Source organism: Alteromonas algae, from assembly GCF_049117195.1.
GTDB lineage: Bacteria > Pseudomonadota > Gammaproteobacteria > Enterobacterales > Alteromonadaceae > Alteromonas.
The window spans coordinates 1,638,159-1,663,352 of the sequence record NZ_CP185260.1; the positions used below are offsets into that span (position 1 = coordinate 1,638,159).

The 25,194-nt window shown below is 45.5% G+C and carries 17 protein-coding genes and 4 tRNA genes; 17 read left to right on the forward strand and 4 right to left on the reverse strand.

The features are described 5' to 3' along the window. Positions 1-49 precede the first annotated feature (49 nt). The 5 genes from ACOJRU_RS07420 (at position 50) to ACOJRU_RS07440 (ending at position 6,993) form a co-directional block, all read left to right on the forward strand. On the forward strand, positions 50-469 hold the full coding sequence (locus ACOJRU_RS07420; RefSeq protein WP_421134382.1) for a CBS domain-containing protein: 420 nt from the start codon (positions 50-52) through the stop codon (positions 467-469). A 182-nt stretch (positions 470-651) separates the two neighbouring features. After that, complete coding sequence (locus tag ACOJRU_RS07425) at positions 652-1,977, forward strand: Na+/H+ antiporter NhaC family protein (protein ID WP_421134383.1); 1,326 nt, start codon at positions 652-654, stop codon at positions 1,975-1,977. A gap of 236 nt (positions 1,978-2,213) precedes the next feature. Continuing rightward, positions 2,214-6,134, forward strand: coding sequence for an ATP-dependent RNA helicase HrpA (hrpA, locus tag ACOJRU_RS07430; RefSeq protein ID WP_421134384.1), 3,921 nt, complete (start codon positions 2,214-2,216; stop codon positions 6,132-6,134). 149 nt (positions 6,135-6,283) lie between these two features. Beyond that, on the forward strand, positions 6,284-6,586 hold the full coding sequence (locus ACOJRU_RS07435) for a PilZ domain-containing protein (RefSeq protein WP_421134385.1): 303 nt from the start codon (positions 6,284-6,286) through the stop codon (positions 6,584-6,586). A gap of 149 nt (positions 6,587-6,735) precedes the next feature. Next, on the forward strand, positions 6,736-6,993 hold the full coding sequence (locus ACOJRU_RS07440) for a DUF2061 domain-containing protein (RefSeq protein ID WP_421134386.1): 258 nt from the start codon (positions 6,736-6,738) through the stop codon (positions 6,991-6,993). 96 nt (positions 6,994-7,089) lie between these two features. On the opposite strand, the gene ACOJRU_RS07445 is transcribed toward ACOJRU_RS07440, so the two are convergent. Next, on the reverse strand, positions 7,090-8,280 hold the full coding sequence (locus ACOJRU_RS07445) for a class I SAM-dependent rRNA methyltransferase (protein ID WP_421134387.1): 1,191 nt from the start codon (positions 8,278-8,280) through the stop codon (positions 7,090-7,092). Between the two features lie 227 nt (positions 8,281-8,507). On the opposite strand from ACOJRU_RS07445, the gene ACOJRU_RS07450 reads away from it, so the two are divergent. Continuing rightward, positions 8,508-9,488, forward strand: coding sequence for an NAD(P)H-quinone oxidoreductase (locus tag ACOJRU_RS07450; RefSeq protein ID WP_421134388.1), 981 nt, complete (start codon positions 8,508-8,510; stop codon positions 9,486-9,488). Positions 9,489-9,503: 15 nt separating this feature from the next. On the opposite strand, the gene rnhA is transcribed toward ACOJRU_RS07450, so the two are convergent. Further along, on the reverse strand, positions 9,504-9,971 hold the full coding sequence (rnhA, locus tag ACOJRU_RS07455; protein ID WP_421134389.1) for a ribonuclease HI: 468 nt from the start codon (positions 9,969-9,971) through the stop codon (positions 9,504-9,506). Between the two features lie 105 nt (positions 9,972-10,076). On the opposite strand from rnhA, the gene dnaQ reads away from it, so the two are divergent. From dnaQ to lolE, 9 genes are all read left to right on the forward strand, one after another. Beyond that, positions 10,077-10,796 carry a DNA polymerase III subunit epsilon gene (dnaQ, locus tag ACOJRU_RS07460; protein ID WP_421134390.1) on the forward strand — a complete coding sequence of 240 codons (720 nt, stop codon included), beginning with the start codon at positions 10,077-10,079 and terminating at the stop codon, positions 10,794-10,796. A gap of 81 nt (positions 10,797-10,877) precedes the next feature. Further along, a complete protein-coding gene (locus ACOJRU_RS07465; RefSeq protein WP_421134740.1) occupies positions 10,878-12,287 on the forward strand; it encodes a TIGR03503 family protein in 1,410 nt (469 codons plus the stop codon). A gap of 229 nt (positions 12,288-12,516) precedes the next feature. Beyond that, positions 12,517-12,593 (forward strand) — tRNA-Asp (locus tag ACOJRU_RS07470). Positions 12,594-12,621: 28 nt separating this feature from the next. Next, positions 12,622-12,698: transfer RNA gene (locus ACOJRU_RS07475), tRNA-Asp, on the forward strand. Positions 12,699-12,729: 31 nt separating this feature from the next. Further along, positions 12,730-12,806, forward strand: a tRNA-Asp gene (locus tag ACOJRU_RS07480). A gap of 30 nt (positions 12,807-12,836) precedes the next feature. Further along, a tRNA-Asp gene (locus ACOJRU_RS07485) sits at positions 12,837-12,913 on the forward strand. Positions 12,914-13,064: 151 nt separating this feature from the next. Beyond that, complete coding sequence (locus tag ACOJRU_RS07490) at positions 13,065-14,621, forward strand: EAL domain-containing protein (protein ID WP_421134391.1); 1,557 nt, start codon at positions 13,065-13,067, stop codon at positions 14,619-14,621. Between the two features lie 90 nt (positions 14,622-14,711). Beyond that, positions 14,712-15,455: a lipoprotein-releasing ABC transporter ATP-binding protein LolD gene (gene lolD, locus ACOJRU_RS07495; RefSeq protein WP_421134392.1), complete on the forward strand. Its 744-nt coding sequence runs from the start codon at positions 14,712-14,714 to the stop codon at positions 15,453-15,455. Next, a complete protein-coding gene (lolE, locus tag ACOJRU_RS07500) occupies positions 15,452-16,681 on the forward strand; it encodes a lipoprotein-releasing ABC transporter permease subunit LolE (protein WP_421134393.1) in 1,230 nt (409 codons plus the stop codon). The genes lolD and lolE overlap by 4 nt, the downstream gene beginning before the upstream one ends. 84 nt (positions 16,682-16,765) lie before the next feature. Here the strand turns inward: lolE and ACOJRU_RS07505 are convergent, their stop codons facing one another. Further along, complete coding sequence (locus tag ACOJRU_RS07505) at positions 16,766-18,112, reverse strand: dicarboxylate/amino acid:cation symporter (protein ID WP_421134394.1); 1,347 nt, start codon at positions 18,110-18,112, stop codon at positions 16,766-16,768. Positions 18,113-18,229: 117 nt separating this feature from the next. On the opposite strand from ACOJRU_RS07505, the gene ACOJRU_RS07510 reads away from it, so the two are divergent. Beyond that, positions 18,230-20,773: a beta strand repeat-containing protein gene (locus ACOJRU_RS07510; protein ID WP_421134395.1), complete on the forward strand. Its 2,544-nt coding sequence runs from the start codon at positions 18,230-18,232 to the stop codon at positions 20,771-20,773. Positions 20,774-20,841: 68 nt separating this feature from the next. Here ACOJRU_RS07510 and astB read toward each other — a convergent pair whose 3' ends face one another. Continuing rightward, positions 20,842-22,182: an N-succinylarginine dihydrolase gene (astB, locus tag ACOJRU_RS07515; RefSeq protein ID WP_421134396.1), complete on the reverse strand. Its 1,341-nt coding sequence runs from the start codon at positions 22,180-22,182 to the stop codon at positions 20,842-20,844. 348 nt (positions 22,183-22,530) lie between these two features. On the opposite strand from astB, the gene topA reads away from it, so the two are divergent. Further along, positions 22,531-25,194 carry a type I DNA topoisomerase gene (gene topA / locus ACOJRU_RS07520; RefSeq protein WP_421134397.1) on the forward strand — a complete coding sequence of 888 codons (2,664 nt, stop codon included), beginning with the start codon at positions 22,531-22,533 and terminating at the stop codon, positions 25,192-25,194.

Genomic DNA, 25,194 nt, shown 5'->3' on the forward strand with positions numbered 1-25,194 from the left:
GCCTAGGTCTGTTGTGTTAGTAATAGGATAAAACGGCTGGGAGATATAAATGGAATCGTTGCAAGTCAGTGATTATATGAACACTCACCCCGTAAAACTGCACATTGAAATGCCTGTTGCTGAGGCTGTCGAGGTCTTGTTAACAAGCGGACAAAGCGGAGGACCAGTTGTTGATATAAAGGGTAAAGTGGTAGGTTTTTTATCGGAACAAGACTGCATTGCCCAAATGATCGCTTCTAGTTATTACCGCGAACAAATCTGTAGGGTGGCTGATATTATGAAAACCCCCGTTATGACGATAAAACCGTACATGTCAGTGATAGAACTAGCCCAATTACTCATCAAAGAAAAACCCAGGGTGTATCCAGTCGTCGATGATGACGGTGTATTGCAAGGATGTATCAATCGAAGCGCTGTACTTAAAGCTATTGATGTACAGTTAAGAGATGGGTATCAGAAAGCTGGATAGTGTAATAAGTCCTGTGAGTTTTCTGCAATAAAGAATAGCAAGCCGTTGCTCGCTATTCTTTATTCGTTTACAACGCGATGTTTTCATAAGTAAATACCATTCAGTCTATCAACCTCCTTTAAAAGCAGCACAAAACCTTTTATTCTCTAGCGCTTCATATTAAGCGTAAAAAAGAGTGTGTAGTGGTTCAAACCAAACCCGTATTGCCTAACCCTTTAGGGCTAACGCCTATTTTATTATTTGTCATCCTAGTGGTTGCTACCGGTGTCGTGACTAACGACATAACGTCGATGCCAATATTAGTGGCATTTTTTATCAGCGCAGGTTATGGGCTGTGCCTGAACCCAAAAGGTGAGCGGGTTAGCTTCTCTGAAAAGGTGTCAACGTTCTGTAAGGGAGGAGGCGATAAAAATATAATACTGTTGGTGTTGATATTTCTACTAGCGGGCGCTTTTTACGCGGTGACCATTGATATTGGTGCACGGGACGCAACGGTGAATATGGCCTTACAGTTTGTTCCCTCAGCAATGATATTGCCTGGGCTCTTTTTTATTTGTTGTTTCATCTCATTTGCGATGGGAACATCGATGGGCACGATCACTGCTTTATCACCCATTGGCGCTGGCGTAGCCACTAGCTTGGGGTTACCTATAGAGATGGCGCTAGGCATCGTTGTCGGCGGCGCGATGTTTGGCGATAATTTATCATTTGTGTCAGATACCACCATTGCAGCTACCCGAACGCAAGGGGTGCGGTTAAAAGATAAGTTTCGCGCAAACTTAATGGTCGCATTGCCTGCCTGTATCGTCACTATGATACTGCTTCTGTGCGTTGATGTAGATACCTCGGGGATCGTTGAGACACAGGAATATAACGTATGGCGCATTTTACCTTACCTTTGCATCATTGGTTTTGCGCTAAGCGGGTTTAACGTTATCAGCGTATTGGGTGTTGGTATTGCAAGTGCTTGTATTGTGGGGCTTATTCAGGATAGCTTTACGGTATTAAGTATGATGCAGAGTATTCAAAAAGGTATGGGCTGGATGCAAGATCTTGCCATGATAGCCATTACTATAGGCGGCATTGTGGCGCTTATGCATGCCAATGGTGGAATTACTTGGCTTATTGATAGGCTGACCCGAAGGGTGACAAGTAAAAAAGGGGCAGAGTTTAGTATTGCAGGGTTGGTTAGTTTTCTTGATATCACCACCGCGAACAATACCATCGCCATTGTAACAGCAGGCCCCATTGCCCGTGATTTAAACAAAAAATATGGTGTTGACCCTCGTCGAACGGCGTCTTTACTGGATATTTTTTCATGTAGTTTCCAGGGCTTAGTACCTTATGGTGCGCAATTGCTTAGTGCGGCGGCTGTGGTAGGTATTTCACCATTGGCCATTACGCCGTACTGCTGGTATCCCATGCTTATCTTTGTGTTTGGCTTGCTTGCGATTGCATTTGGCTTTCCACGCTTTACTGCCCCACATGATGATTCGCTTGCCGACTAATCGAAAACAACGGTCGCTTGTTGTCATTTAAGTGCTACAGCGAAAAGGGGTGATCAATTGATTACGTTTTTCGGTATTAAATAGCGCTAGATTTTTACCGCAGCTTCTTCTACGATCTGCGCGCATCGCGGCTTAGCAATGCATATTGCTAGCGGTGTGTGCGTGATTAACACTGCGCGCCATCTTTTTCATTCAAGGTGAATACCACCTTATTCGTTTTTCAGTAGGATGCTATTTTGTCTTCAGCTATTGCTATAAAACCGCTTTTTAAACAATTAGACGACTGTATGAATGCAGACAGGTTTAGGCTTAAACGCCGCGTGTCTCAGCTAGCTAAATCGGTTAATAATAAAGCGTCAGGTGAAAATGTTGATGCCAATGAAGCGCTTAATGCTCAATATGAAAAATTAAAAAGCGATATTGAGCGTTCAATTGAAAAATGCCGGTGGCGAAAAGCGAACCTTCCGTCAGTCGACTATCCGCCTTTACCCGTAAGTGATAAGAAAGAAGATATTAAAGCGGCAATCGCCAACAATCAGGTGGTGATTGTGGCAGGTGAAACCGGCTCCGGGAAAACAACGCAGCTTCCAAAAATTTGCTTAGAATTAGGGCGGGGTGTGTCAGGAATGATTGCGCACACCCAACCTCGACGACTCGCCGCGCGAAGTGTGGCAAGCCGCATTGCAGAAGAACTGCATACACCGCTTGGTGAAAAAGTTGGGTTTAAAATTCGCTTTAGTGACCAGGTGAGTGACCAAAGTTACGTAAAGCTGATGACTGACGGTATGTTGCTCGCTGAAATGCAACAAGACCGCTTTCTAAATCAATACGACACCATCATTATCGATGAAGCGCACGAACGCAGTTTAAATATTGATTTTCTATTAGGCTATTTACGCCAGCTTCTCGATAAACGCCCTGAACTGAAGCTTATCATTACGTCGGCGACTATCGATCCAGCGCGTTTCTCGAAGCACTTTAATAATGCGCCCATCATCGAAGTAAGTGGTCGAACTTACCCCGTAGAAATCCGTTACCATGAGCCTGAAAATGGCGATGAAGAACGAGATCAAGCTGATGCCATTGTCAACGCTGTTGATGAGCTTATGCGTGAAGCACCGGGTGATATCTTGGTGTTTTTAAGTGGTGAACGTGACATACGCGATACGCAAGATACGTTAAGCAAGCAGCAGTACCGTAACACTGAAATAGTACCGCTTTATGCCCGTTTATCGGCAGCAGAACAAAATCGGATTTTCCAGTCTCATAGCGGTCGACGTATTGTGTTGGCAACTAACGTTGCTGAGACCTCATTGACCGTACCGGGCATTAAGTACGTCATTGACCCTGGTATGGCGCGGATATCTCGCTACAGTGCAAGAAGCAAAGTACAGCGGTTACCTATCGAACCGATTTCTCAAGCCTCAGCGAATCAACGAGCAGGGCGTTGTGGTCGAGTATCGGACGGTATCTGTATTCGTTTATACAGCGAAGAAGACTACCTCGGCCGCCCAGAGTTTACCGATCCTGAAATACTCAGAACAAACTTAGCCTCAGTCATACTGCAAATGCTAGCGCTTGGCCTTGGTGATATAGCAGCATTTCCTTTTGTACAGCCGCCGGATAATAGAAATATTAATGACGGTTTTCGTCTACTAGAAGAGATTCAAGCAATCACCAAGCAAAAAGGAAAGATGCAACTTACTAAAATGGGGCGTCAGATTGCAAGACTTCCTGTTGACCCTCGTTATGCACGTATGGTGATCGAGGCAGAAAAAACCAATGCCGTCAATGAAGTGATGGTTATTGCGGCTGGCCTATCTATTCAAGATCCAAGGGAAAGGCCGCAAGATAAACGTCAACAAGCGGACGAAAAACATAATGAATATTCAGACAAAGATTCTGACTTTATCAGCCTATTCAATCTTTGGACTGCATTTAGAGAACAGCAAAACGCACTAAGCCAAAATCATCTTAGAAAATGGTGTAAGACACAATTTATCAACTACTTACGTATGCGTGAGTGGCAAGATATTGTAAGTCAGCTGAAAAAGTCTATTGCAGAGTTAGGCTTTGGAATTGTAAAGCATGAGGCTGATTATCAAGCCATTCATCAGGCTATTGCAAGTGGGTTGCTTTCGCACTTAGGGTTCAAAGACAAAGATCGCGAGTACTTAGGCTCGCGCAATACGCGATTTATGATTTTTCCTGGCTCAGGGTTAGCAAAGTCGCAGCCCAAATGGGTTATGGCGGCTGAACTGGTTGAAACGTCAAAATTATTCGGCCGAATGGTAGCGAAAATTGACCCAACATGGGTTGAGCCGCTTGCAGGCCATGTGACGCAATCGAGTTATTCAGAGCCTCATTGGTCTAAAAAACGTGGTGCAGTGATCGCGTTTGAAAAGGTAACGCTTTTCGGACTACCAATTGTCATGAAACGCGCGAAAGTATTCAGCCTTATCGACCCGCCGCTTTGTCACGAACTCTTCATTCGAGAGGCGTTAGTCGCAGGGAACACAAAACTTAATTACGGTTTTTTGCAGGAGAATCAGTCGTTATTAGAGCAAGCTGATGAGTTCGAACAAAAGACCCGACGTAGAGATTTATTGGTTGATGATGAGGAGCTCATTAGTTTTTACGCAAAACGCATTCCCGTTGAGGCGAATAACGACGCGTCATTTAAAAAATGGTTTAAACAGTTTGGGAATAACAAAGCACTCACGTTTACCGAAGAGGATGTTTATCGACAACAGCCTGCACAATCTGTTGCCAACGCGTTCCCAGATGTATGGCGTCAAGGAAATATAACCCTTCCTCTTCGCTACAACTTTGAGCCAAATGCAGAAAATGATGGCGTAACGGTTGTTATTCCACTTCCAGTATTAAATCAGGTGGATGACGTCAGCTTTGATTGGTTGGTACCGGGCCTTAGGCACGAGCTGATTGTGGGAATGATAAAAAGCCTACCGAAACGTTTGCGCCGAAATTTTGTACCGGCCCCTAATTTTGCTGATGCTTGCATAGCAGATATTAGCGATACCGATAAAAATAACCGACCGGTCCCCATCATAGAAGCTGTGTCAGATAAGCTGCGTAAAATGACGGGGATTGTTATTGAACCTGAAGACTGGAATCTTGACGCGCTCGATAAGCATTTGAAGATACACTTTACGGTTGTTAACGACAACGGGGATGACCTTGCCACTGGTGACGATTTACACGCACTAAAATTGACGTGTGCTGGACATGTGAAAGAAACCTTTGAAAAAGCCGCGACACCAGGGCTTGAGCGCAGCAACATTGAACAGTGGGATTTTGACCACTTGCCCGATACCTTCGTACAAAAGGTGGGAGGGTTCGAAGTTCAGGCATTTCCGGCATTAGTTCAACGCGGGGATAAGGTCGACATAGCACTCATTGACGAAGCGGAAAAAGCGCAAACCACTCATCGCCAAGGTGTAAATGTACTGATTAAAAATGCAATGCCCTCGCCACTTAATTACCTTCAAAATAAGTTGCCTAATAAGGCAAAACTAGGGCTGTACTTTAATCCGTTTGGTCAGGTTAAAGCACTCATTGATGATTGTATCTTTGCTGGTATCGATGCGTTAGTCTCAGACTTTTGCCATGCGAATAACACCGATATTCGCACAAAAAGCGAGTTTAACGCCTGTGTCGATGTTGTCAGAGCAAACATTAATGACCGTGTGCTAGAGATAGCACAACAGGTAGAACAGGGCTTAACGCTAGCGCACCAGTGTCAAAAGCAGATGAAAGGCAATGTGCCGCTTACAATGATTAACGCGTTAGGCGACTGTAAGGCGCATTTGGCCGCACTGGTATTCCCTGGTTTTGTTTCGTCTATTGGTGAGGCTCGCTTAGATGACTGGAACCGATATATTAAGGGGCTTGCGAGACGATTAGATAAACTGCCGATCGACCCAAACAAAGATCGTATGCACCAAGTTACGGTGGAAAAGTCGATAAGTGAATGGGAAAAAACATGCGGGAAATATCCTAAAGGTAAAGTGCCCGATGCGCTTACTGAGGTTCGCTGGATGATTGAAGAATTGAGAGTATCGTTGTTCGCTCAGCAGCTTGGCACGGCGTATCCCATCTCAGCCAAGCGCATTACATTGTATTTGCAAGATTTTTAGCCCGGTTATAGCTCGGTTTACACATTACGCCAGCGCAAATTTAAAATAATCGAACAATATGTAGTCGCCCAGATTGACAATAGTTTAACCTCACCCTATAACAAAGAAGTAGGTCATGAGGTTTAGGCTAGAAATCAGGAGAAGTAAACATGTTGGGATACGATGATAAGCGAAATTTTTTCAGGATGATGGTTAATTCGCCTTGTCAGTTAGAGGTTACCGACGATGAATCAAGTCGCACGATGCAGGCAATGTGCAAAGACATCAGCGCGACAGGTATGTCATTGGAGGTAGATGAACCCTCTATCGAAATTGGTACGCAGGTGAGTGTCGCGATAGAGTCGTCAAGTTCGCAAATACCCTCGCTCGCAGCGCTAGCTACCGTGGTTCGCTGTGAACCAGACACAGACTCTAGCTGTGTAGTTGGTGTCGAAATTACCGAAATGAAGTAGACATATCCTACTGACAACACACAGCACTGTTTGTTGTCCTTCATTAAATTACTCGATGGAACTATTCGAGTAATTTAATTGTCTTTATTTTTATTAAATAATAATAATTCTCATTATCTTAATTTGATTAAATAAAGGCCAAACCTAAAATGAAAAAGACTGTTACCTTTGCCGTTATGCACTTTTCTGTAGCGTTCATGGTTGCTTACCTGCTAACCGGCAGTGTTGTGGTAGGCGGTGCTGTAGCGCTTGTTGAACCAGCAATAAATACCGTCGCTTTTTATTTTCATGAGCGCGTATGGAAACGTATTGAAATTTCGAAGGAAGTTGCGAGAACAAAACGTGCAGCTGTCTCTCACGACGTCACGCTTTTAGAGCAAGAGATGAGAAAGGGCGTAGCAGCGTGACAGCGTGCGCTATCGATAAAATGGGTTACGCCTACTTTCTGTGCTTTCAGGCAAACACAGAAAGTAGTATTTGTACACGCAAAGGTTGTGAAACGACTAGTCAGTCACTTCACAAATGAGGCCTTTTAAGTAGTAGCCTTCAGGGTAAGTACCAATAATAGGGTGGTCAGCAGCCTGACCTAAACGGCCTATAATCTTGATGGTACGGCCTGCGTCTAGTGCTGCATCGGCAACGATCTTTTGAAACAGGTCAGCAGGCATTAACCCAGAACAGCTAAACGTTAGCAGTAATCCGCCTGATTTAACGGCATGAATGCCATACATGTTGATGTCTTTGTACCCGCGTGACGCGCGTGTCAGGGTTGCCTTACTGTCGACAAATTTAGGTGGGTCGAGTATTACCATGTCGAACTGCTGTTTTCCTTCATGAAATTCGCGAAGCGCTTTAAATACGTCCTGATTCACATAGTAGCTGTCGCCATCGGTAAGGTTATTTAGCTCAACGTGATGTTTTGCAAGCGCAAGAGCGGGCTCTGACACATCGACATTAGTCACAGATTTAGCACCACCAGCGAGGGCAAAACACGAGAAGGTACCCGTATAGCTGAAGCAATTCAGTACGTGAGCATCTTTTGCATAGTGCGCGGCAGTGGCGCGGCTATCACGTTGGTCAAGATAAAAGCCGGTTTTATGGCCGTTTTCAATATCAACAACAATGGAAAGCCCGTTTTCTTTAATGGTAACTTGCATCGGAGGCTCTCCTGCAAGCACGCCAGTGACTGGCTCTAGCCCTTCTTTTTTTCTTACATCAACGTCGCTACGTTCGTAAACATGGGTACCAGGAAGGAGCTTAGTAATAGCCCAAACTATCTTCTTCCTGTGCTTTTCCGCACCCGCACTGAGTAATTGAACCACCGCTACATTGTCATATAAGTCGATAGTTACACCGGGTAGGCCATCACTTTCTGACGCGATCCATCTAAATGCATTCGTTTGTTGTGGATCAAACAAGCGTTTACGTAGTGATAGTGCCGTTTCCATTTTACGTAAAAAGAAACCATTATCGATGGTTTCATCTATATCGAATGTCCACATTCTTACTCGTATTTGAGAGCTTGGTGAGTATGCACCGCGGCCTAGCCATTCACCTTTGGTGTCGTAAACGTCGACGGTATCACCCGAGCGTGCTTTTCCTTTTACGGTAGCGACCGCGCTATCGAACACCCAAGGGTGGCGACGACGAAGTGATTTGTCTCTGTTTGGTGATAAAATGACCTGTGCTGACATTCGGTGTACTCTATGGTTTATAGTTTCATTAAAGGGCGTGGGGCAGTGTGGTATTCACCAACCCAGCGAGGCGCGGAGTATAACCGTAAACAGCAATGTATGCGAATAGGCATTAATGCACCATTTATTGTCTTTATCCGTACTAGTTAGCGTAATAAACACGATTAACCAAAGAAGGCGTTCGCCGCATCGTGTTTCGCAATGGCACGTAATTTAAGGAGAGTGTAGTGCAGTTTGTAGATTTTGAAAAAGGATGTGCGCCACGCGCACTTTCGATTCGCCATGGTTCATCATTAACTACACCTGAAAATTTCGTAAAAGTTAAGGTCAATGCCTTTGGCGTTAATCGTGCAGATACGCTACAGCGACAAGGTCATTACCCGCCGCCGCCAGGAGAAAGCGAAATACTTGGCCTAGAGGTAGCGGGCATCGTTGATGACGTTGGTGAAAAGGTTAGCCAATGGAAGGTGGGTGATAAGGTGTTTGGTTTGGTTGCTGGGGGCGGATACGCGTCAGAGGTTGTTGTTAACCCTACTCATCTTATGCGGATTCCTGAAGGAATGGCATTTTCTACCGCAGCCGGGCTTGCCGAAGTATTTTTAACAGCTTTTCAGTGTCTTCGCACCATTGCTCATGTGAAGCCCGCTGAAAAAGTGCTTATTCACGGGGGAGCCAGTGGCGTCGGGTTAGCTGCTTTACAATTGTGCCGACATTGGGGTGTAGAGGCGGCCGCCACCGCGTCAAGCAGTCAAAAACTGGCCATGTGTCAAGAGAATGGGGCCAGTGTGCTTATTAACTATAAGGAATCGTGTTTCGCAAATGTACTGGGCGAGCGTTGGCCATCTGGTGTTGCGATGGTTTTAGATATGGTCGGCGGCGATTACCTTAATCGAAACATAAAAGTACTTGCACGGGATGGCATGATAGTGCAGCTCGCAATGTTGGCGGGGCGTTTTGCCGATAAGTTGGATATGGGCCTGTTGTTACAAAAACGCGCCACCCTCCAAGGTACTACGCTTAGAAATCGAGATGATAGTTACAAAACAGCGTTAATCGAGGCGTTTAGTACGGCTTGCTTAGATGCGTTTACGTGCAATGAATTACACGTAAACATTGATACGGTTTACGGTATCGACCAAGTTGGTATTGCCCACGAGCGATTAGAAAATAACGACACGATGGGAAAAATCGTCGTTGAATGGAAATAAGCCGTATGGGCTTTGTTATCCTACAAAGCCCGCATCAACTTGCGTGGGGTTAGCCTCGGCAGCGGCTCTCGCTAGTTTATCGCAGCGCTCATTTTCAGGGTGACCTGAATGTCCCTTCACCCAATGCCAATTCACACTATGTTTTTTTACCGCTTCATCTAACCGTTTCCATAAATCGGCATTTTTTACTGGTTTCTTATCTGATGTACGCCAGCCGTTTTTTCGCCAATTATGGATCCATTGGTTGATACCGTTTTTTACATACTGACTGTCAGTAGTCAGCTCTACTTGGCAGGGTTCATTGAGGCTATTTAGCGCTTCTATTGGCGCCAGTAATTCCATTCTATTATTGGTTGTATGAGCAAACCCATCACTCAATTCTTTGCTATGTTGTTTATAGACTAATACAGCGCCATATCCGCCAGGACCTGGATTGCCCAAACATGAACCGTCGGTAAAGATATGGATTGTTTTTTGCGTCACGCGAAGTCCTTAAAAATTTATTACCCGTTAAATCGGCATTTCCCTTAGTCTGAAGCGAAGGGATTGATATACTATCAAAAAGCGACAGAAAACAGCAGAGGAAGTATGCGACAGATAATTCTAGATACCGAAACGACGGGTATCGATCCTAAAGAAGGCCACCGCATCATTGAAATTGGTTGTGTAGAGGTGGTCAATAGGCGCCTTACCGGTAACCATTTTCATGTTTATATCAATCCCGGTCGCCAAATTGAACAAGAGGCCATCGAGGTCCACGGTATTACTAACGAATTTCTTGTTGATAAACCTACGTTTTCTGATGTCGCGCAAGATTTCATTAACTTCATTCGTGGTGCACAGCTCGTCATTCATAACGCTCCGTTCGATGTGGGCTTTATGGATCATGAATTCGCGATGGAAAGTGGCACTAAGGGCGTTGTAACGAAAAATATGTGTGACGTGCTAGACACATTGGTTTTAGCGCGGCAACTTCACCCAGGCCAGAAAAATAACCTTGATGCACTTTGTAAACGTTATGGCATTGATAATAGTCACCGAGAATTACACGGCGCGTTATTAGATGCCGAGATTTTGGCTGACGTTTATTTACTGATGACGGGCGGACAGACCAAACTCAAATTGGCATCCACCGGAAGTGGTGATAACGATACCAACGCGATTAGAGCAATCAATAGGACAACAAATAAATTAAAGGTTATTAAAGCAAGCGCCGATGAATTACAACAACATGAAGCGCGCCTTGATATGGTAAAAAAGGCAGGGGGCAAGTGTTTATGGCGTCCAGATAGTGAGGATGCATCATAACGATGTGCTTGGCGCTACAGAATCGACAACAGGAGTGTATGCGTGACAATTGGGATAAATAACAAGCTAATAGCGGCCGTGATGGTGTTGTTGAGCTTTTCCGTCGTAGCGCAGGAAACGGCCCCCGCCTCTAACGCACCAGAAACGCAAACGTCCCAACGTAATGCTGTAGAGCCGATTGAAACATTAGGAGACGAGTACCAAAACTCGATAGCGCTGCTACAAAACCGCTTCAGGGTTGATTATAACGTGGAAGAAATCACCATGATTTTCTTTCGCGAATATGGTTCAGCGCCAGTGGTATTGGTGAGACCTGATGGTTCGAAGTTTTTCCAGAGTAAGGCTGACGACGAAAAGATAACGTGGTTCGATGCCGACACGTTTGACATGATCACAATCAAAAACCCGGTTCCGGGCCCATGGCAAGCTGTCGGGCAGGTGCTACCTAATAGCAGAGTCATGGTGGTGTCTGATATTGAACTGCACGCAGACCCGCTACCGAGCATTCTTTTTTCCGGTGAAATCTTAAAATCAACCGCATACCTAACCAATGCAGGAAAACCCATTGATAATGCAGCGTTTAGAAATGTTGTTAATTTAGATATTGAGTTTGTAAGCACCAACAACCCTAATTTTGATAATTTCGGTTCAAACGACCAAGAGATAGCGAAATTTGAAGATAATGGTCGGGGTATGGATGAGCGCCCTGGCGATGGCGTGTTTACCGGGCAATTTAATCTGAAGTTATCCTCGGGCGAATGGAAGCCTGTATTTAGAGTGCGTACGCCAATGTACACACGAGAACAGGTGAGTGAGCCAATAATACTCTATTCTAATCCGGTTAACATCGACGTAGAACTTGATGGCGGTGGTGAGGGTTATCATAAACTAATTATTGACGTTGATAGAGACTTAGTAGACATCTCGTCGCTGCTTATTGATGGAAAGGTAAGGTTTCCGAATACCGATATTCAAAATTTCTCTCTGACAGAAGGCGGTGATAATGCCAGAGAACATCTTATCGTAGCCTATGAAGAAGGTATTTTCCGCGTAAAGCTCACCGCATACGGTACAACTACTGACGGAAGAGACTTTATATTAGATGTGCCAGAGTACAGTTTTTTGGCTAACGAGCCTGAGCCTGAAGTTATTGACCCACTTATTGACGGTAAAGACCCCATTGTTGATGGAAGCGATACCGCGATACCCGATAGTGAACAAGCTGAGCCGGTAGACCAACCCGCGCCGGTGATGAGTGAAACAAGTGAAGAGATGGATTCAAAAACCATGATGATATTGCTTGTGTCAGTCAATGGCGGCATTCTGCTTATTGGGATTGTCGCTGCCATTATCATTATTTTGATGCGCAAAAAGAAAACGGGCAAACCAGTCAACGCACAAAAGAAGGCAGCGACGGAACGAGATATATCGTTAGATGATGAACCGAAAGGGCTGGCAAAACTATTTTCAGTATTTAAGAAAAAATCATAAAATGTGGGGGGAGTGCTTACCTTTGTGGTGAGGTGCAGATTGATTTAAAAATAATCACCACTGATTTTTATTTCAACATTGTGATTATTTATCATGCAAACAGCACCAAGAAGGCAATTTTATTAATAAAAAGCATTGACTCTGTTAGGGCGAATACGTATTATCTGCGCCGCAGTGAGGGCACGGGGTATAACCTACTCAAGTAACTCACTGATAACATTGAAAATGCGGAGCGGTAGTTCAGTTGGTTAGAATACCGGCCTGTCACGCCGGGGGTCGCGGGTTCGAGTCCCGTCCGCTCCGCCAATTTCAATGATATAACTAAAAAGGCTTCGGAGCGGTAGTTCAGTTGGTTAGAATACCGGCCTGTCACGCCGGGGGTCGCGGGTTCGAGTCCCGTCCGCTCCGCCATTTTAGTTATATATGCAATTCTCGATTATGTGGAGCGGTAGTTCAGTTGGTTAGAATACCGGCCTGTCACGCCGGGGGTCGCGGGTTCGAGTCCCGTCCGCTCCGCCATTAATCGAAAAGCGCACACCCAAGTTATGTGGAGCGGTAGTTCAGTTGGTTAGAATACCGGCCTGTCACGCCGGGGGTCGCGGGTTCGAGTCCCGTCCGCTCCGCCACTAACTCAAATCAAAAGCACATCCCAGTGCGTCCTAGCTTTACCTCTCAATAAAACGCATCACTAATGCTACTTATCCTATGTAGGCTAAAATAGTGCAATAAATCCCAGACCGTCTACGCTATACCTGTGTTAAATCATTTTAAAACGTTATGGCATCGCACCCTACAAGACAACTCCTTTTTAAAGACAACATCAAAGCACTTGCGGTATCAACACTCACGGTGATAGGGGTGTCAGCCTTATTAGGCATGTTGTTGTTTTCTGTTATTCGTTCACAAGAAGATGAGCGGGCGACAGAGATACTCGGGGAAGTGCATACCGTGTTTAGAGATGCAGAAGTCACCCTGGATTATCTTAATGCGCTGCCTAACGAGATATGCGATGAAGCACACCTTGTTGATATGCGAAAAGCATTGTTTCGTTCTCGGTACGTAAAGGAAATTGGCTTCTACGAAAAAGGCCAGTTTTCTTGTAGTACCTACCTTGGTATTTTGCCCGCACCGATACAAGAAGAAGTGCCCGACTTCGAAACCGCATTGGGTGATATCTTCTGGATAAATACGCCGCTTGCCCTGTTTGAAAAGCAGTCTACCGCCACAATAGTAAAACGAGGCCGCTATAATGCTGTACTCGATATGAACGGCATCATCGGCAATGGCTATTTGCAAGATTGGCAACTCTTTTACAAAGGCGATGAAACTTACCACATCGCCGGCAATTCACAGCTCATCAAAAGCGATGTGACAGCAGACGATTTGTCTCGCGCATCCAGTTTATTTTCACTCAGTTTTATCAAATGTGATAAGCGGTATAGCCTCACGTGCTTAAAAGTGATTGCTGATCAGGGGCGACTCTTTAATTTACATAAGTCAAAGCTCGCATTACTCATCATTGTAATGCTGATGAGTGCAGCCCTCTCCCATATGCTTATGTTTAACTTCTTACGGCATAGGCACTCATTAGAGTCTCGCATAGAGCGTGGGCTTAACAGCGGTAAGTTCTTCTGCTTGTATCAGCCGGTCGTGAATTTAACCACTCGTGAGGTGATAGGGTGCGAAGTATTAAGTCGTTTTGAGGACGAATTTGGCGTCATTTATCCTGATGAGTTTATCGCGCAAGTTAGGCTGCAAAACAAAACGTGGGAATTTACACGCTTAATGGTTGAAACAGCGATGCGGGATCTCAACAATGCACCATCGATACCCAAAGGGTTTAAGGTGTCGTTCAATTTGTTTCCGTTTGAATTTACGCGTGAAAAAATCATCGATTTTGATTGGCTGATTGCGTTAAATACCAAAGAGTTTGCGTTGGTGTTAGAAATTACAGAAGACGAACATATTGCGACTAATATCGCTGCGAAGCATATCAAAGCGCTGAAAAGTAAAGGTTTCATGGTTGCAATCGATGACTTTGGTGTCGGGTATTCTAATTTAGGCCAGTTAAAGTCACTAAACTGTGACCTTCTTAAAATAGACAGAAGTTTTGTCATGGATATGGAAGATCACAGCATTCGCTCATCGCTTATTCCGCACATTGTCAGTATTGCGGATGGGCTTGAGGTCTCGCTGATTGCTGAAGGCGTTGAGAACAACGAGCAGTGTGAAGCGTTAGTAAAACTCAACATTGCCTACGGACAGGGTTGGCTGTTTGGTAAAGCGCAAACCGCAGAAGCGTTAGCTGAAACCCTTCGCCGTTCTAAAAACTAGCCATTTATAGAATTGGCGTGTATTACAGTTGGCGCGAATAACGATTAACGCTACCATGTGTGCTTTATTTTTTATAAGAAGAAGTATTGCATGCAGGATGTGCTTCGTTGCCGGGCTATCAGTAAAACATATCTAGAAGCGGGAAATGAGACCCCAGTATTGAATGGCGTCTCTTTGTCTATACGAGCGGGAGAACAGGTAGCCATTCTAGGGAGTTCTGGCTCGGGTAAAAGTACGTTACTTCATATTTTAGGCGGTCTCGATGAGCCGACCTCTGGAGACGTCTGGTTCAATGAAATCCCCCTCAAAGGCCTAAGCGCTACGAAACTGGCCCATCTACGAAATCATGAAATGGGTTTCATTTACCAGTTTCATCATCTGCTCGGGGAGTTTAGCGCGTTAGAGAATGTGGCGATGCCCTTGCGGATCCGTGGGAACTCAGCAGCAGAATCTCAAAAGCAAGCGGCGGTGTTACTTGACCAAGTAGGGTTAACGCACAGGGCTGAACACCTCCCATCGGCACTTTCTGGAGGGGAGCGTCAACGTGTTGCTATTGCCAGGGCGTTGGTAACCAAACCTTCGGTCGTTTTAGCCGACGAACCCACTGGTAATCTAGATGACACGACTGGCGAACAGATCTATCAATTACTGACATCGCTAAGTGAAAAACACAACACTGCATTTGTTGTTGTGACCCATGATATCGAGCTTGCAAATAAAATGGACAGGGTGCTGCGGATCAAAGACGGTGAGCTAGTGTGCGACGCTGATCATTCTCAAATACTGCCATCTCGTCGTGAAGATGACGCGAAAACAAAGGAACCAATAGCGTGAAATTAGCGTGGTTTATTGCGCAACGTTTTCGCCATGCAAAGTCGCAGCATAAATTTATCTCTTTCATTTCAGTGTCCTCGACGGTCGGGGTTGGTTTGGGATGCTTTGTATTAATCGTACTGCTCAGTGTTATGAATGGTTTCGAGCGCGAGCTGACTGAACGAATACTTCGTATTGTGCCTCATGGTGAGCTATACAGTGTCGACAATTCAGGCATTAATAACCTAGACGCACAGCTTTACAGGCTTAATCAAGACCCCCGCATTGCCCGCGTTATTCCCTACACAAAGCTTACAGGTATGTTGCAGTATAAAGGTGAGCTAAAGGCGGCAGAGTTAACGGGAATACGGCCTGAAGATAATCCCATGACAGTAGGTCAGCAAGTCAGCAACGCGCATTGGTCAGCATTTTCTTCAAATCCAGACGCCGTATTAATAGGGAAGGGTATTGCGAAGACGCTAGGGTTATCCACAGGTGATAAACTTCAAGTACTTGTTCCGGTTGCTACCGATGACCTAAGGTTCAAAGCGCCGACAACGGTTTCTCTTACTGTTGCAGGGGTACTGAGTATCGGCGGCGAATTAGATAATCAGTTGGGCGTAATGCATTTAGCCAAAGCATCTACAGCGCTAGGCTTATCATCGCAAGCATCGGGTCTTAGGTTTACATTTGACGACCCATTTTCTGCTAATACCACGATGCGTGATATTGGCTATAATTACCCCCAAGCCGTGTACATGTCAGATTGGACGCGAACACAAGGTCATTTATATAACGATATTCAGTTGGTTCGTTTTGTCGTTTACATCGCGCTTACGCTGGTTATTGCGGTGGCATGCTTCAACATTGTTTCTTCATTGGTCATGGCGGTGCGAGAAAAGCAATCTGCTATTGCCATTCTTAAAACAATGGGGGCGACGGATAGTTTAATAAGACAAACGTTCATGGTGCAAGGCATGTTAAATGGCTTGATAGGTATGAGCGTTGGCGTTGTTTGTGCATTAGTTGTCGCGCCAAATTTGTCAACCATCGTTGGCGCAATTGAAGATGCCCTTGGTATTGAAGTGTTGTCAGGCGATATATATTTTATCGACTTTCTTCCCTCAAAACTTGAATGGGAAGACGTTGTCATCACCGCAGCGTTGGCGGTCATACTATCGATTATCGCTACCCTTTACCCCGCTCATAAAGCGACAAAGGTGCAACCTTCACGCTCGCTTCATTAAGATAGGCACAAAAAAGGGGATAGCCTTGCTATCCCCTTTTGGTTAACCCGCAATACAATGTATTACGAAAAGGCACGTTTACCTTTACGCATTTTTGTCAAAATGCTCAAAATCTACGTTTTCCTGCGCTTCGCCCGCATGTTCGTCGTAGTAAACGGCTTCATCTAGCGCGCCTTCGCTTTTCGCTACCACACACGACACCATGCAGTCGCCAGTGATATTCACCGCTGTTCTCGTCATATCTAATAAACGATCAACACCAATAATGAGGGCTATACCTTCTACGGGAAGATTTACTTGCTGTAAGACCATCGCGAGCATAATAAGCCCTACGCCTGGCACACCTGCTGTACCTATTGATGCAAGCGTCGCGGTCAGTACGACCATCATGTAGTCACCAAGTGTTAAGTCTACCGCATAAACTTGAGCGATAAACACCGTGGCTACACCTTGCATAATAGCAGTGCCGTCCATGTTAATCGTCGCGCCTAGTGGTAAGGTAAATGACGATACCGAGTTACCCACCCCCAATTTATTTTTCGCCGTCTCCATGGTAACAGGAAGCGTTGCACTGCTGCTTGACGTGCTAAAGGCAAACAACGCGGCATCGCGCATTTTCTTTATCAAAATGATAGGGTTCAAGCCCGCTAGCACTTTAAGTAAAACCGAGTAGGTTACTAACCCATGCAGTATGAGCACCCCAAATACTAAGAAAAAGTATTTGGCCAAGCTTAATATTGTGTCGCCACCAATGGTTGCAAATAACTTTGCCATGAGTACGAATACACCGTAAGGCGCAAGATTCATAATGATGGTTACCAGGCGCATGATGACCGTATTAATATCTTCAAACACGGCGGTAAGGCGTTTACCGGCTTCACCCGTCATTGCCATCGCAATGCCAAATAGCACTGCGAATACAATAATTTGCAGCATATTTCCTTGGGCCATTGAATTGATTGGGTTGCTTGGAAACATGTTAACGATAACGTCAGACAGGCTGGGCGCTTCTTTTGCTTGGAACGTGCTTTCTGTTGTCAGATTAAGCCCTTCTCCCGGACCAATAAACAAAGCCATGCTCATGGCCAGTGTAATGGCAATAGCCGTTGTGACAACATACAATCCTACCGATTTCGCCCCCAAGCGACCCAGCTTGCTGGGGTCCGAGAGGGTGCTTGTGCCACAAATAAGTGAAACAAATACCAGCGGTACAACCAGCATTTTAAGACTGGCTATAAATATCTGACCTAATGTTGAAAATATACCTTCAACAAAAATGTCATACGTTGAGAAGTCTAAACCGAATACCGAAAACGTGAAATCTCCGCTATCATCAAATAATAACTGGAGCATCACCCCGATAAAGATACCGGCGATCATGCCGATAAAGATGCGGGCGGTTAAACTATACTTGTGTGCAGATTGAGACATGAATATTCCCTGTGCGGTATTTTTATATTTTTAGTCACAGGTAGTGTGCCAGATTCTTTTGATTTTTAAACATAAAAAACGACGCAATTGTCATTTATAGAGGTTCAGGAACGAATTATGCGGACATTAGCAAAGACGCTTAGTCTACTTAGCGCAATTTTTATGCTAGTAGCATGTGGAGGAGGCGGCGCCGTCTCTAGAGATGATGACAACGGTACAGGCGGAAATGGTGGCGGCGTTACCCCGACGCTTTCTGTTTCGCTTTCCCTTGAAAATGGGAGTGGAGCAGCAGATAACAGCCTAACCGAGTCTAACCCTCTCACAGTGGTAGCCACCGTTGTAAACAGCAATGGTGAAGCGCAGTCAGATTTATTGCTTACGTTCACGCTGAGCGACCCATCATTAGCCGAATTTGGTAATGATACGGGGACGGCAAGAACCGATGGTAATGGTGTGGCTCGTCTTAACCTTCAAGCAAGTACCGCATCGGGAGACGGTGAAATCACCGCAAGCTTAAGCACGGGTGAGAGTGGAACAACCACCTTTTCAGCCCAGGCGATAACGACCACGATACCGCCGACGGTGTCTGTTGACCTCACATTACAAAATAGCGATGGCGATGTTGATAGCGATTTGACAGCAAATAACCCCCTTACCGCAGTAGCAGTGGTGACCGACTCTAATGGCGACCCACAGGCTGATATTCTTCTCACGTTTTCTTTAAGTAACGAAGATTTGGCTGTATTTGCTAATGATACGGGTACTGCTCGCACTAATGATGACGGTATCGCTGAATTAGGCCTTTCTGTAGGGGAAGCTTCTGGAGATGGCGCATTAACCGTTACGCTACCTAGTGGTGAAACAGACGCAACGACCTTCAGTTCAGCGGGGAGTACCACCGTCAGTGAGGAGCCTGCTTCGCTAGAGTTGTTTGCCAGTTCGGTGCAACTTGCCACAAGCGGCTCTGATGACATCGAGCTAATTGCCCTAGTTAAAAATGAACAAAGCGTGTTAATGGAAGGGGTAAGCGTAAGCTTTTCGGCTCAAACTAATGCCGGGGTAGAGCTTCAACTAACGCAACCAGATACCGCAGCAGATGGTACCGCTCGAGCACTACTGTCTACACAAAACAATGCCTCAAACCGTGATGTTGTTATTACTGCATCTGCTGGTTCGCTTTCAGAAAACGTAACCATAGCGATTGTTGGCACAGAAGTGACAATAACAGGGTCGAACTCTGCCGTTCTGAACGACAGTATTGATTATACCATTCGTGTACAAGACTCAGATGGCGTATCTATCCTTAACCAAGACGTTATTTTGTCTGCTGAGAACGGCACGCTGGGCGAAACAACGGTAAACACCGGCGCGAATGGTCAAGCGGTGGTGACATATACAGCGACTACATCAGGTGAGGATACCATTACCGCGTCGGCATTAAATGCGTCGAGCGAATTTACGTTGCAAGTGCAGCAAGATGAATTTGGTTACGTTAACTTACCAGAACAGGAAATACCGGTAGGTACGCTGCAAGCGATTACGGTGCAGTGGCGTCAAGATAACAATCCTGTTTCAGGTGAAGATATTACGTTTAGTGTGTCTCGTGGTGAAATTGATGGCTCGTCAACCGCAACGACTGACGCCAACGGGCAGGCGACTATCCAAGTGCGTTCCACCAATGCGGGTATTTCTTCTATTACCGCAACGGGTACCGATGCCAATGGCAACACCGTGGTATCAGCCGTAACGCAAGTAGAGTTTATTGCTACCACGCCACATACCCTAATTGCTGATGCATCACCAGATATACTCGGTCCAGATGGTCAAACCAGCACAATAAGTGCAGTGGTTCGTGATATTGATGGAAACTTAGTCAAAAACACCGTTGTAAATTTCAGTGTCTCTGATATTTCGACTGGCTTCGTTTCACCGTCTCAGGCAACAACAGACAGTAAAGGAATTGCAAACACGGTATTTACATCAGGCTCAGTATCAAGCCAAGAAGCGGTGGCGATCACTGCATTTGTGGCTGATGATGAGGCCATAGCCGATGATGTTGTTCTCACTGTGGGCAACCGTGCGTTCGATATTTCAATCGGTACGGGTAATATCATCGAATCACCTACGACCACGTCATACTTAAAGCGCTTTGGGGTGTTTGTGTCTGATTCGGTAGGGCAGCCTGTGAGCGGCGTTGCGCTGACAGCGTCAGTGACACCGGTAAAATACAATGCTGATGGTGAGTACCGTACCGGTTTCTGGAGTTATGACGATTTAGACTCAATTTGGGTAGCAAACATCGTACAACGATGTCAAAACGAAGATGTAAATGACAATGGTATTTTGGATACATCGCCTACCGATGAAGATACGAATGAAGATGGATTACTCACCCCTGGGGTTATTGGTACCATCTCGTTTGCAGGCGATGCGGTGACTGATGAAAATGGCTACGCGGAACTTGAATATCGTTATCCAAGAAGCTATGCCGTTTGGTACGATGCTGTGGTTACTGTCTTTGGTCAGTCTACTGGGAGCGAGGCACAAGCCCACGTAAATTATACATTGGGTATTGCAGGGGAAGACCTTACCAATGAGGGGGCGAGCCCGCCAGCTAACCCATTCGGTATAACCGACCAGTGTACGGACGTGACGCCATAGGCATAATGCGTTTTCACGACAAATAAAAAAGCCGGCTCTATGCCGGCTTTTTCATTATCTGGTGTCGGTTAGTCTTGTTGGAACGGATAAACTGACCCTAACTTAAGCAGTTGAGTTAGCTCATCAAGCGCCGTACGCGATTCAATAAGAAGTTGTGGGTCGCGCAAATCATCTTCGCTTAGGGTATCGCGGTAATGCTTTTCTACCCATGTGTTCAAGCGAGCAAACTGCGTATCATTTATTAACGTTGCTTGGTTGGTTGCGGCCAATTCTTGATCAGTCATGGCAACGCGCAATCGTAAACATGCTGGACCACCGCCATTTCGCATGCTTTGCTTAACATCGAAGTAATTGACTGACTTGATCGGTGTTCCTAGCGTAACTAGCTTATCTAAGTAATGCTTAACCGACGCATTTTCTTCGCACTCCGTCGGAGCGATAATCGTCATGTCGCCGCTCGGAAGCGTTATAATTTGCGTGTTAAATAAGTACGTTTTTACTGCGTCTTGAACCGATACTTCGTTCGTTGGTACTTCAATAAAGTGGAGCGCTGCGTCACCGAATTTATCTTGAATTTCTTTTAACCCGGCGTCTTTTTGATAGAAGGCTTGTTCGTGGAAGAACAAGACATTCTGATTACCCACTGCGATAACATCATTGTGGAAAACCCCTTGGTCAATTACGTCGGGATTTTGTTGCATATAAACCACGCTCTCTTCACTCAACCCGTGCAATCTGGCTACTGCCTGGCACGCCTCAAGAGTTTGTCGAGCAGGGAACTTCGTCGGCGCGGGTTTGCTAGGATCAAACGCATGTCGTCCATAAACAAAAAGCTCGACGCCTGCATGGCCATATTCCGAACATAAGCGTGTGTGGTTCGCCGCCCCTTCATCACCAAAGTGCTCATTGTCAGGCAGGTGAGTGTGGTGAGCGAAGTGTTTTTCATTAGCAAACGTTGACTTGAGGATATTGCCGGTTACCTGGGGTTCAAGAGAGCGATGAAACTTGTTAGTCAGGTTTGCTGGGGTAAAATGCACACGTCCATCGGCCGTATCGGCGCTAGGAGAGACTGTGGCGGCATTTGCGGTCCACATGCTTGAGGCAGAGCAGCATGCGAGAAAAATCTCGCGAGACTGCTTTGCAGCGCTTTCTAGCACTCTGGCATCTGACCCCGAAAAGCCTAATCGACGAAGTGCTGCGATATCCGGTCGCTCTTGAGGCGCAAGCACACCTTGCATCATGCCCATATCAGACAACGCTTTCATTTTAGAAAGACCTTGCATGGCGGCTTGTTTAGGGTTGCTTGATGCATTCCTATTGTTCAAAGAGGCGACATTACCGAAGGAGAGCCCTGCGTAATTGTGTGTTGGGCCGACTAAACCGTCAAAATTAACTTCAAATTGCTTCATAATGTCCCTCTACTTGGTGTTTACGCATTTGACCGCTACCCTATAAAAGTGAATGGCGGCTGCCATGCAGCACGATAATAACCCACGAATGTTAGTGAGTAATCTGCGGAATGGCTGGCATTATACGGTTTTTATTAGCAATGCCAATGCGGGTGGTTAAAAACTGAGCGGTTTTTGCTCGTGATTGCAGCATTAGAAAGAATAACTATGAAGAAGATCTTGTTTTCCATTCACTTTGTAGATATATGTTAAAAAAGAGCGGGTACCCCATATAAATGGTTAGGGCTCCCCAAATTTCCCGAATTGACTTAAATAGTCATTAAAAATCAATAGGTTTAGTTCAATTATATGGCAAAATCACTGGTCATAGTCGAGTCACCAGCCAAAGCGAAAACGATTAATAAATATCTTGGTAAAGATTTTATTGTAAAAAGTTCGGTTGGCCATGTACGGGATCTTCCTACGAAGGCATTAGGCAAGGTTGAGCCTAAAAAACCGGCAAAAGAACTTAAAACATTAAGCGATGAAGCGAGAGAAGAATACCTTCGTCGACACGAATATTTAAAGCTTGTCGATCGCATGGGTGTCGATCCAGAACAAAACTGGAAGGCCCATTATCAAGTGTTACAAGGCAAAGAAAAAGTCGTTAACGAACTTAAGAAACTCGCCAAAGATGCTGACACTATTTATCTCGCAACCGATTTGGACCGCGAGGGAGAAGCAATAGCGTGGCACTTACAAGAGCTTTTAGGAAGTAAGGGCAAAACATATCAACGCGTTGTATTTAACGAGATAACCAAAAACGCAATACAAGATGCGTTTTCTGCACCGGGCGAACTTAATTTACATCGTGTTAATGCGCAGCAAGCACGCCGCTTTCTAGACCGAGTAGTAGGCTTTATGGTGTCGCCGCTGCTATGGAAAAAAATTGCCAGAGGCCTTTCGGCTGGACGTGTGCAGTCTGTTGCGGTGCGCCTTGTTGTAGAGCGTGAACGCGAGATTAAAGCGTTTGTGCCAGAAGAGTTTTGGGACGTACATGCAGACTTAAATAGCGCCGAAAATGCCGCGCTTCGCATGTTAGTTGCCAAGCATAACGGCAGTGCATTTAAACCGAAGAATAAAGCAGAAACAGACACCGCATTAGCGGCGCTTGAAAATGCTCAATATACGGTAGAAAGCCGTGAGTCAAAACCAACACAAAGCCGTCCTTCTGCCCCTTTTATCACCTCGACCTTGCAGCAAGCTGCTAGTACACGACTGGGGTTCGGTGTTAAGAAAACAATGATGATGGCGCAACGCCTTTATGAGGCTGGTTATATTACCTACATGCGTACCGATTCAACCAATTTGAGTCAAGAGGCCCTCGACAGCGCACGTGCCTACATTGGTGATAATTTTGGTGAGAATTACTTACCTGAATCTCCGATTCGTTACGGGAGTAAAGATGGTGCCCAAGAAGCGCACGAAGCGATACGCCCGTCGAATGTTAAAGTAAGTGCTGCAACATTAGGTGACATGGAGCGAGACGCTCAGCGTCTTTACGAACTTATTTGGCGACAATTCTTGGCTTGCCAAATGATGCCGGCTAAGTACGATGCCACCACTATCCGGGTTGCTGCCGGTGATTATGAACTGACAGCAAAAGGCCGCGTACTGAAATTTGATGGTTGGACGCGTGTACAACCTCAGCTTCGTAAGAAGGGCGATGAAGAGTTAATGTTGCCTGATGTTAAAAAGGGAGATGCGCTTAAATTAAACGCGCTTGATCCTAAGCAACACTTCACCAAACCTGTTGCGCGCTTTAACGAAGCGTCACTGGTTAAAGAATTAGAAAAACGCGGAATCGGTCGTCCATCTACCTATGCGAGCATTATTTCAACGATTCAGGATCGTGGTTATGTTCGTTTAGAAAATAAACGGTTTTATGCGGAGAAAATGGGCGAAATCGTTAACGACCGCCTAATGGAAAACTTTGACGACTTGATGAGCTTCGACTTTACCGCCAATATGGAGCAACACCTTGATGATATTGCTCACGGTAATAAAGACTGGAAAGACGTTCTAAACGAGTTTTACAGTGGTTTTTATGGCAAGTTGTTAAACGCTGAAAAAGTACCTGAAGAAGGTGGAATGCGCCTGAATCAGGCAGTGCCAGTGCATATTGATTGCGACAAATGCGGCCGTGAGATGAATGTACGTACGGCGTCTACTGGCGTATTTCTTGGATGTTCCGGCTATAACCTACCGCCTAAAGAGCGTTGCACGAATACCATGAACCTGACGTCGGGCGATGAAGTGGTCAAGGTTGACGACGAAGATGAGTTAGAGACAGAAGCACTTCGTTCTAAAAAACGTTGTCCAAAATGCGGCACCGCAATGGACAGCTACTTGGTTGACGAAACGCGTAAATTGCATGTGTGTGGTAATACGCCAACATGTGATGGGACGCTTGTCGAGCAGGGTACGTTTAAGATTAAAGGCTACGACGGCCCGCTTATTGAGTGTGATAAGTGCGGCAGTGATATGGAGTTAAAAAACGGGCGTTTCGGCAAATACTTCGGTTGCACGAGCGATGAGTGTAAAAACACGCGTAAATTGCTTCGCAATGGAGAGGCTGCGCCACCAAAAGAAGATCCGGTTGATTTACCAGAGTTACCTTGTGAGAAATCTGACGCGCACTTCATCTTAAGAGATGGTGCGTCAGGTATATTTCTAGCAGCGCACAACTTTCCTAAGTCGCGTGAGACAAGAGCGCCTAAAGTTGAGGAACTTGCACGCTTTAGGGATAGAATTTCGCCGAAATTCTATTATCTTGCTGATGCGCCACCTAAAGATCCTGATGGCAATTTAAGTATTGTGCGTTACAGCCGTAAGACAAAACAACAATATGTAATGTCTGAAAACAAAGAAGGTAAGGCGACGGGATGGTCGGCCTGGTACACAGACGGTAAATGGGAAGCGCAAGCTCCTAAAAAGCCGGCGTCGAAAAGTAAAGCAAAGAAAAGCAAGTAA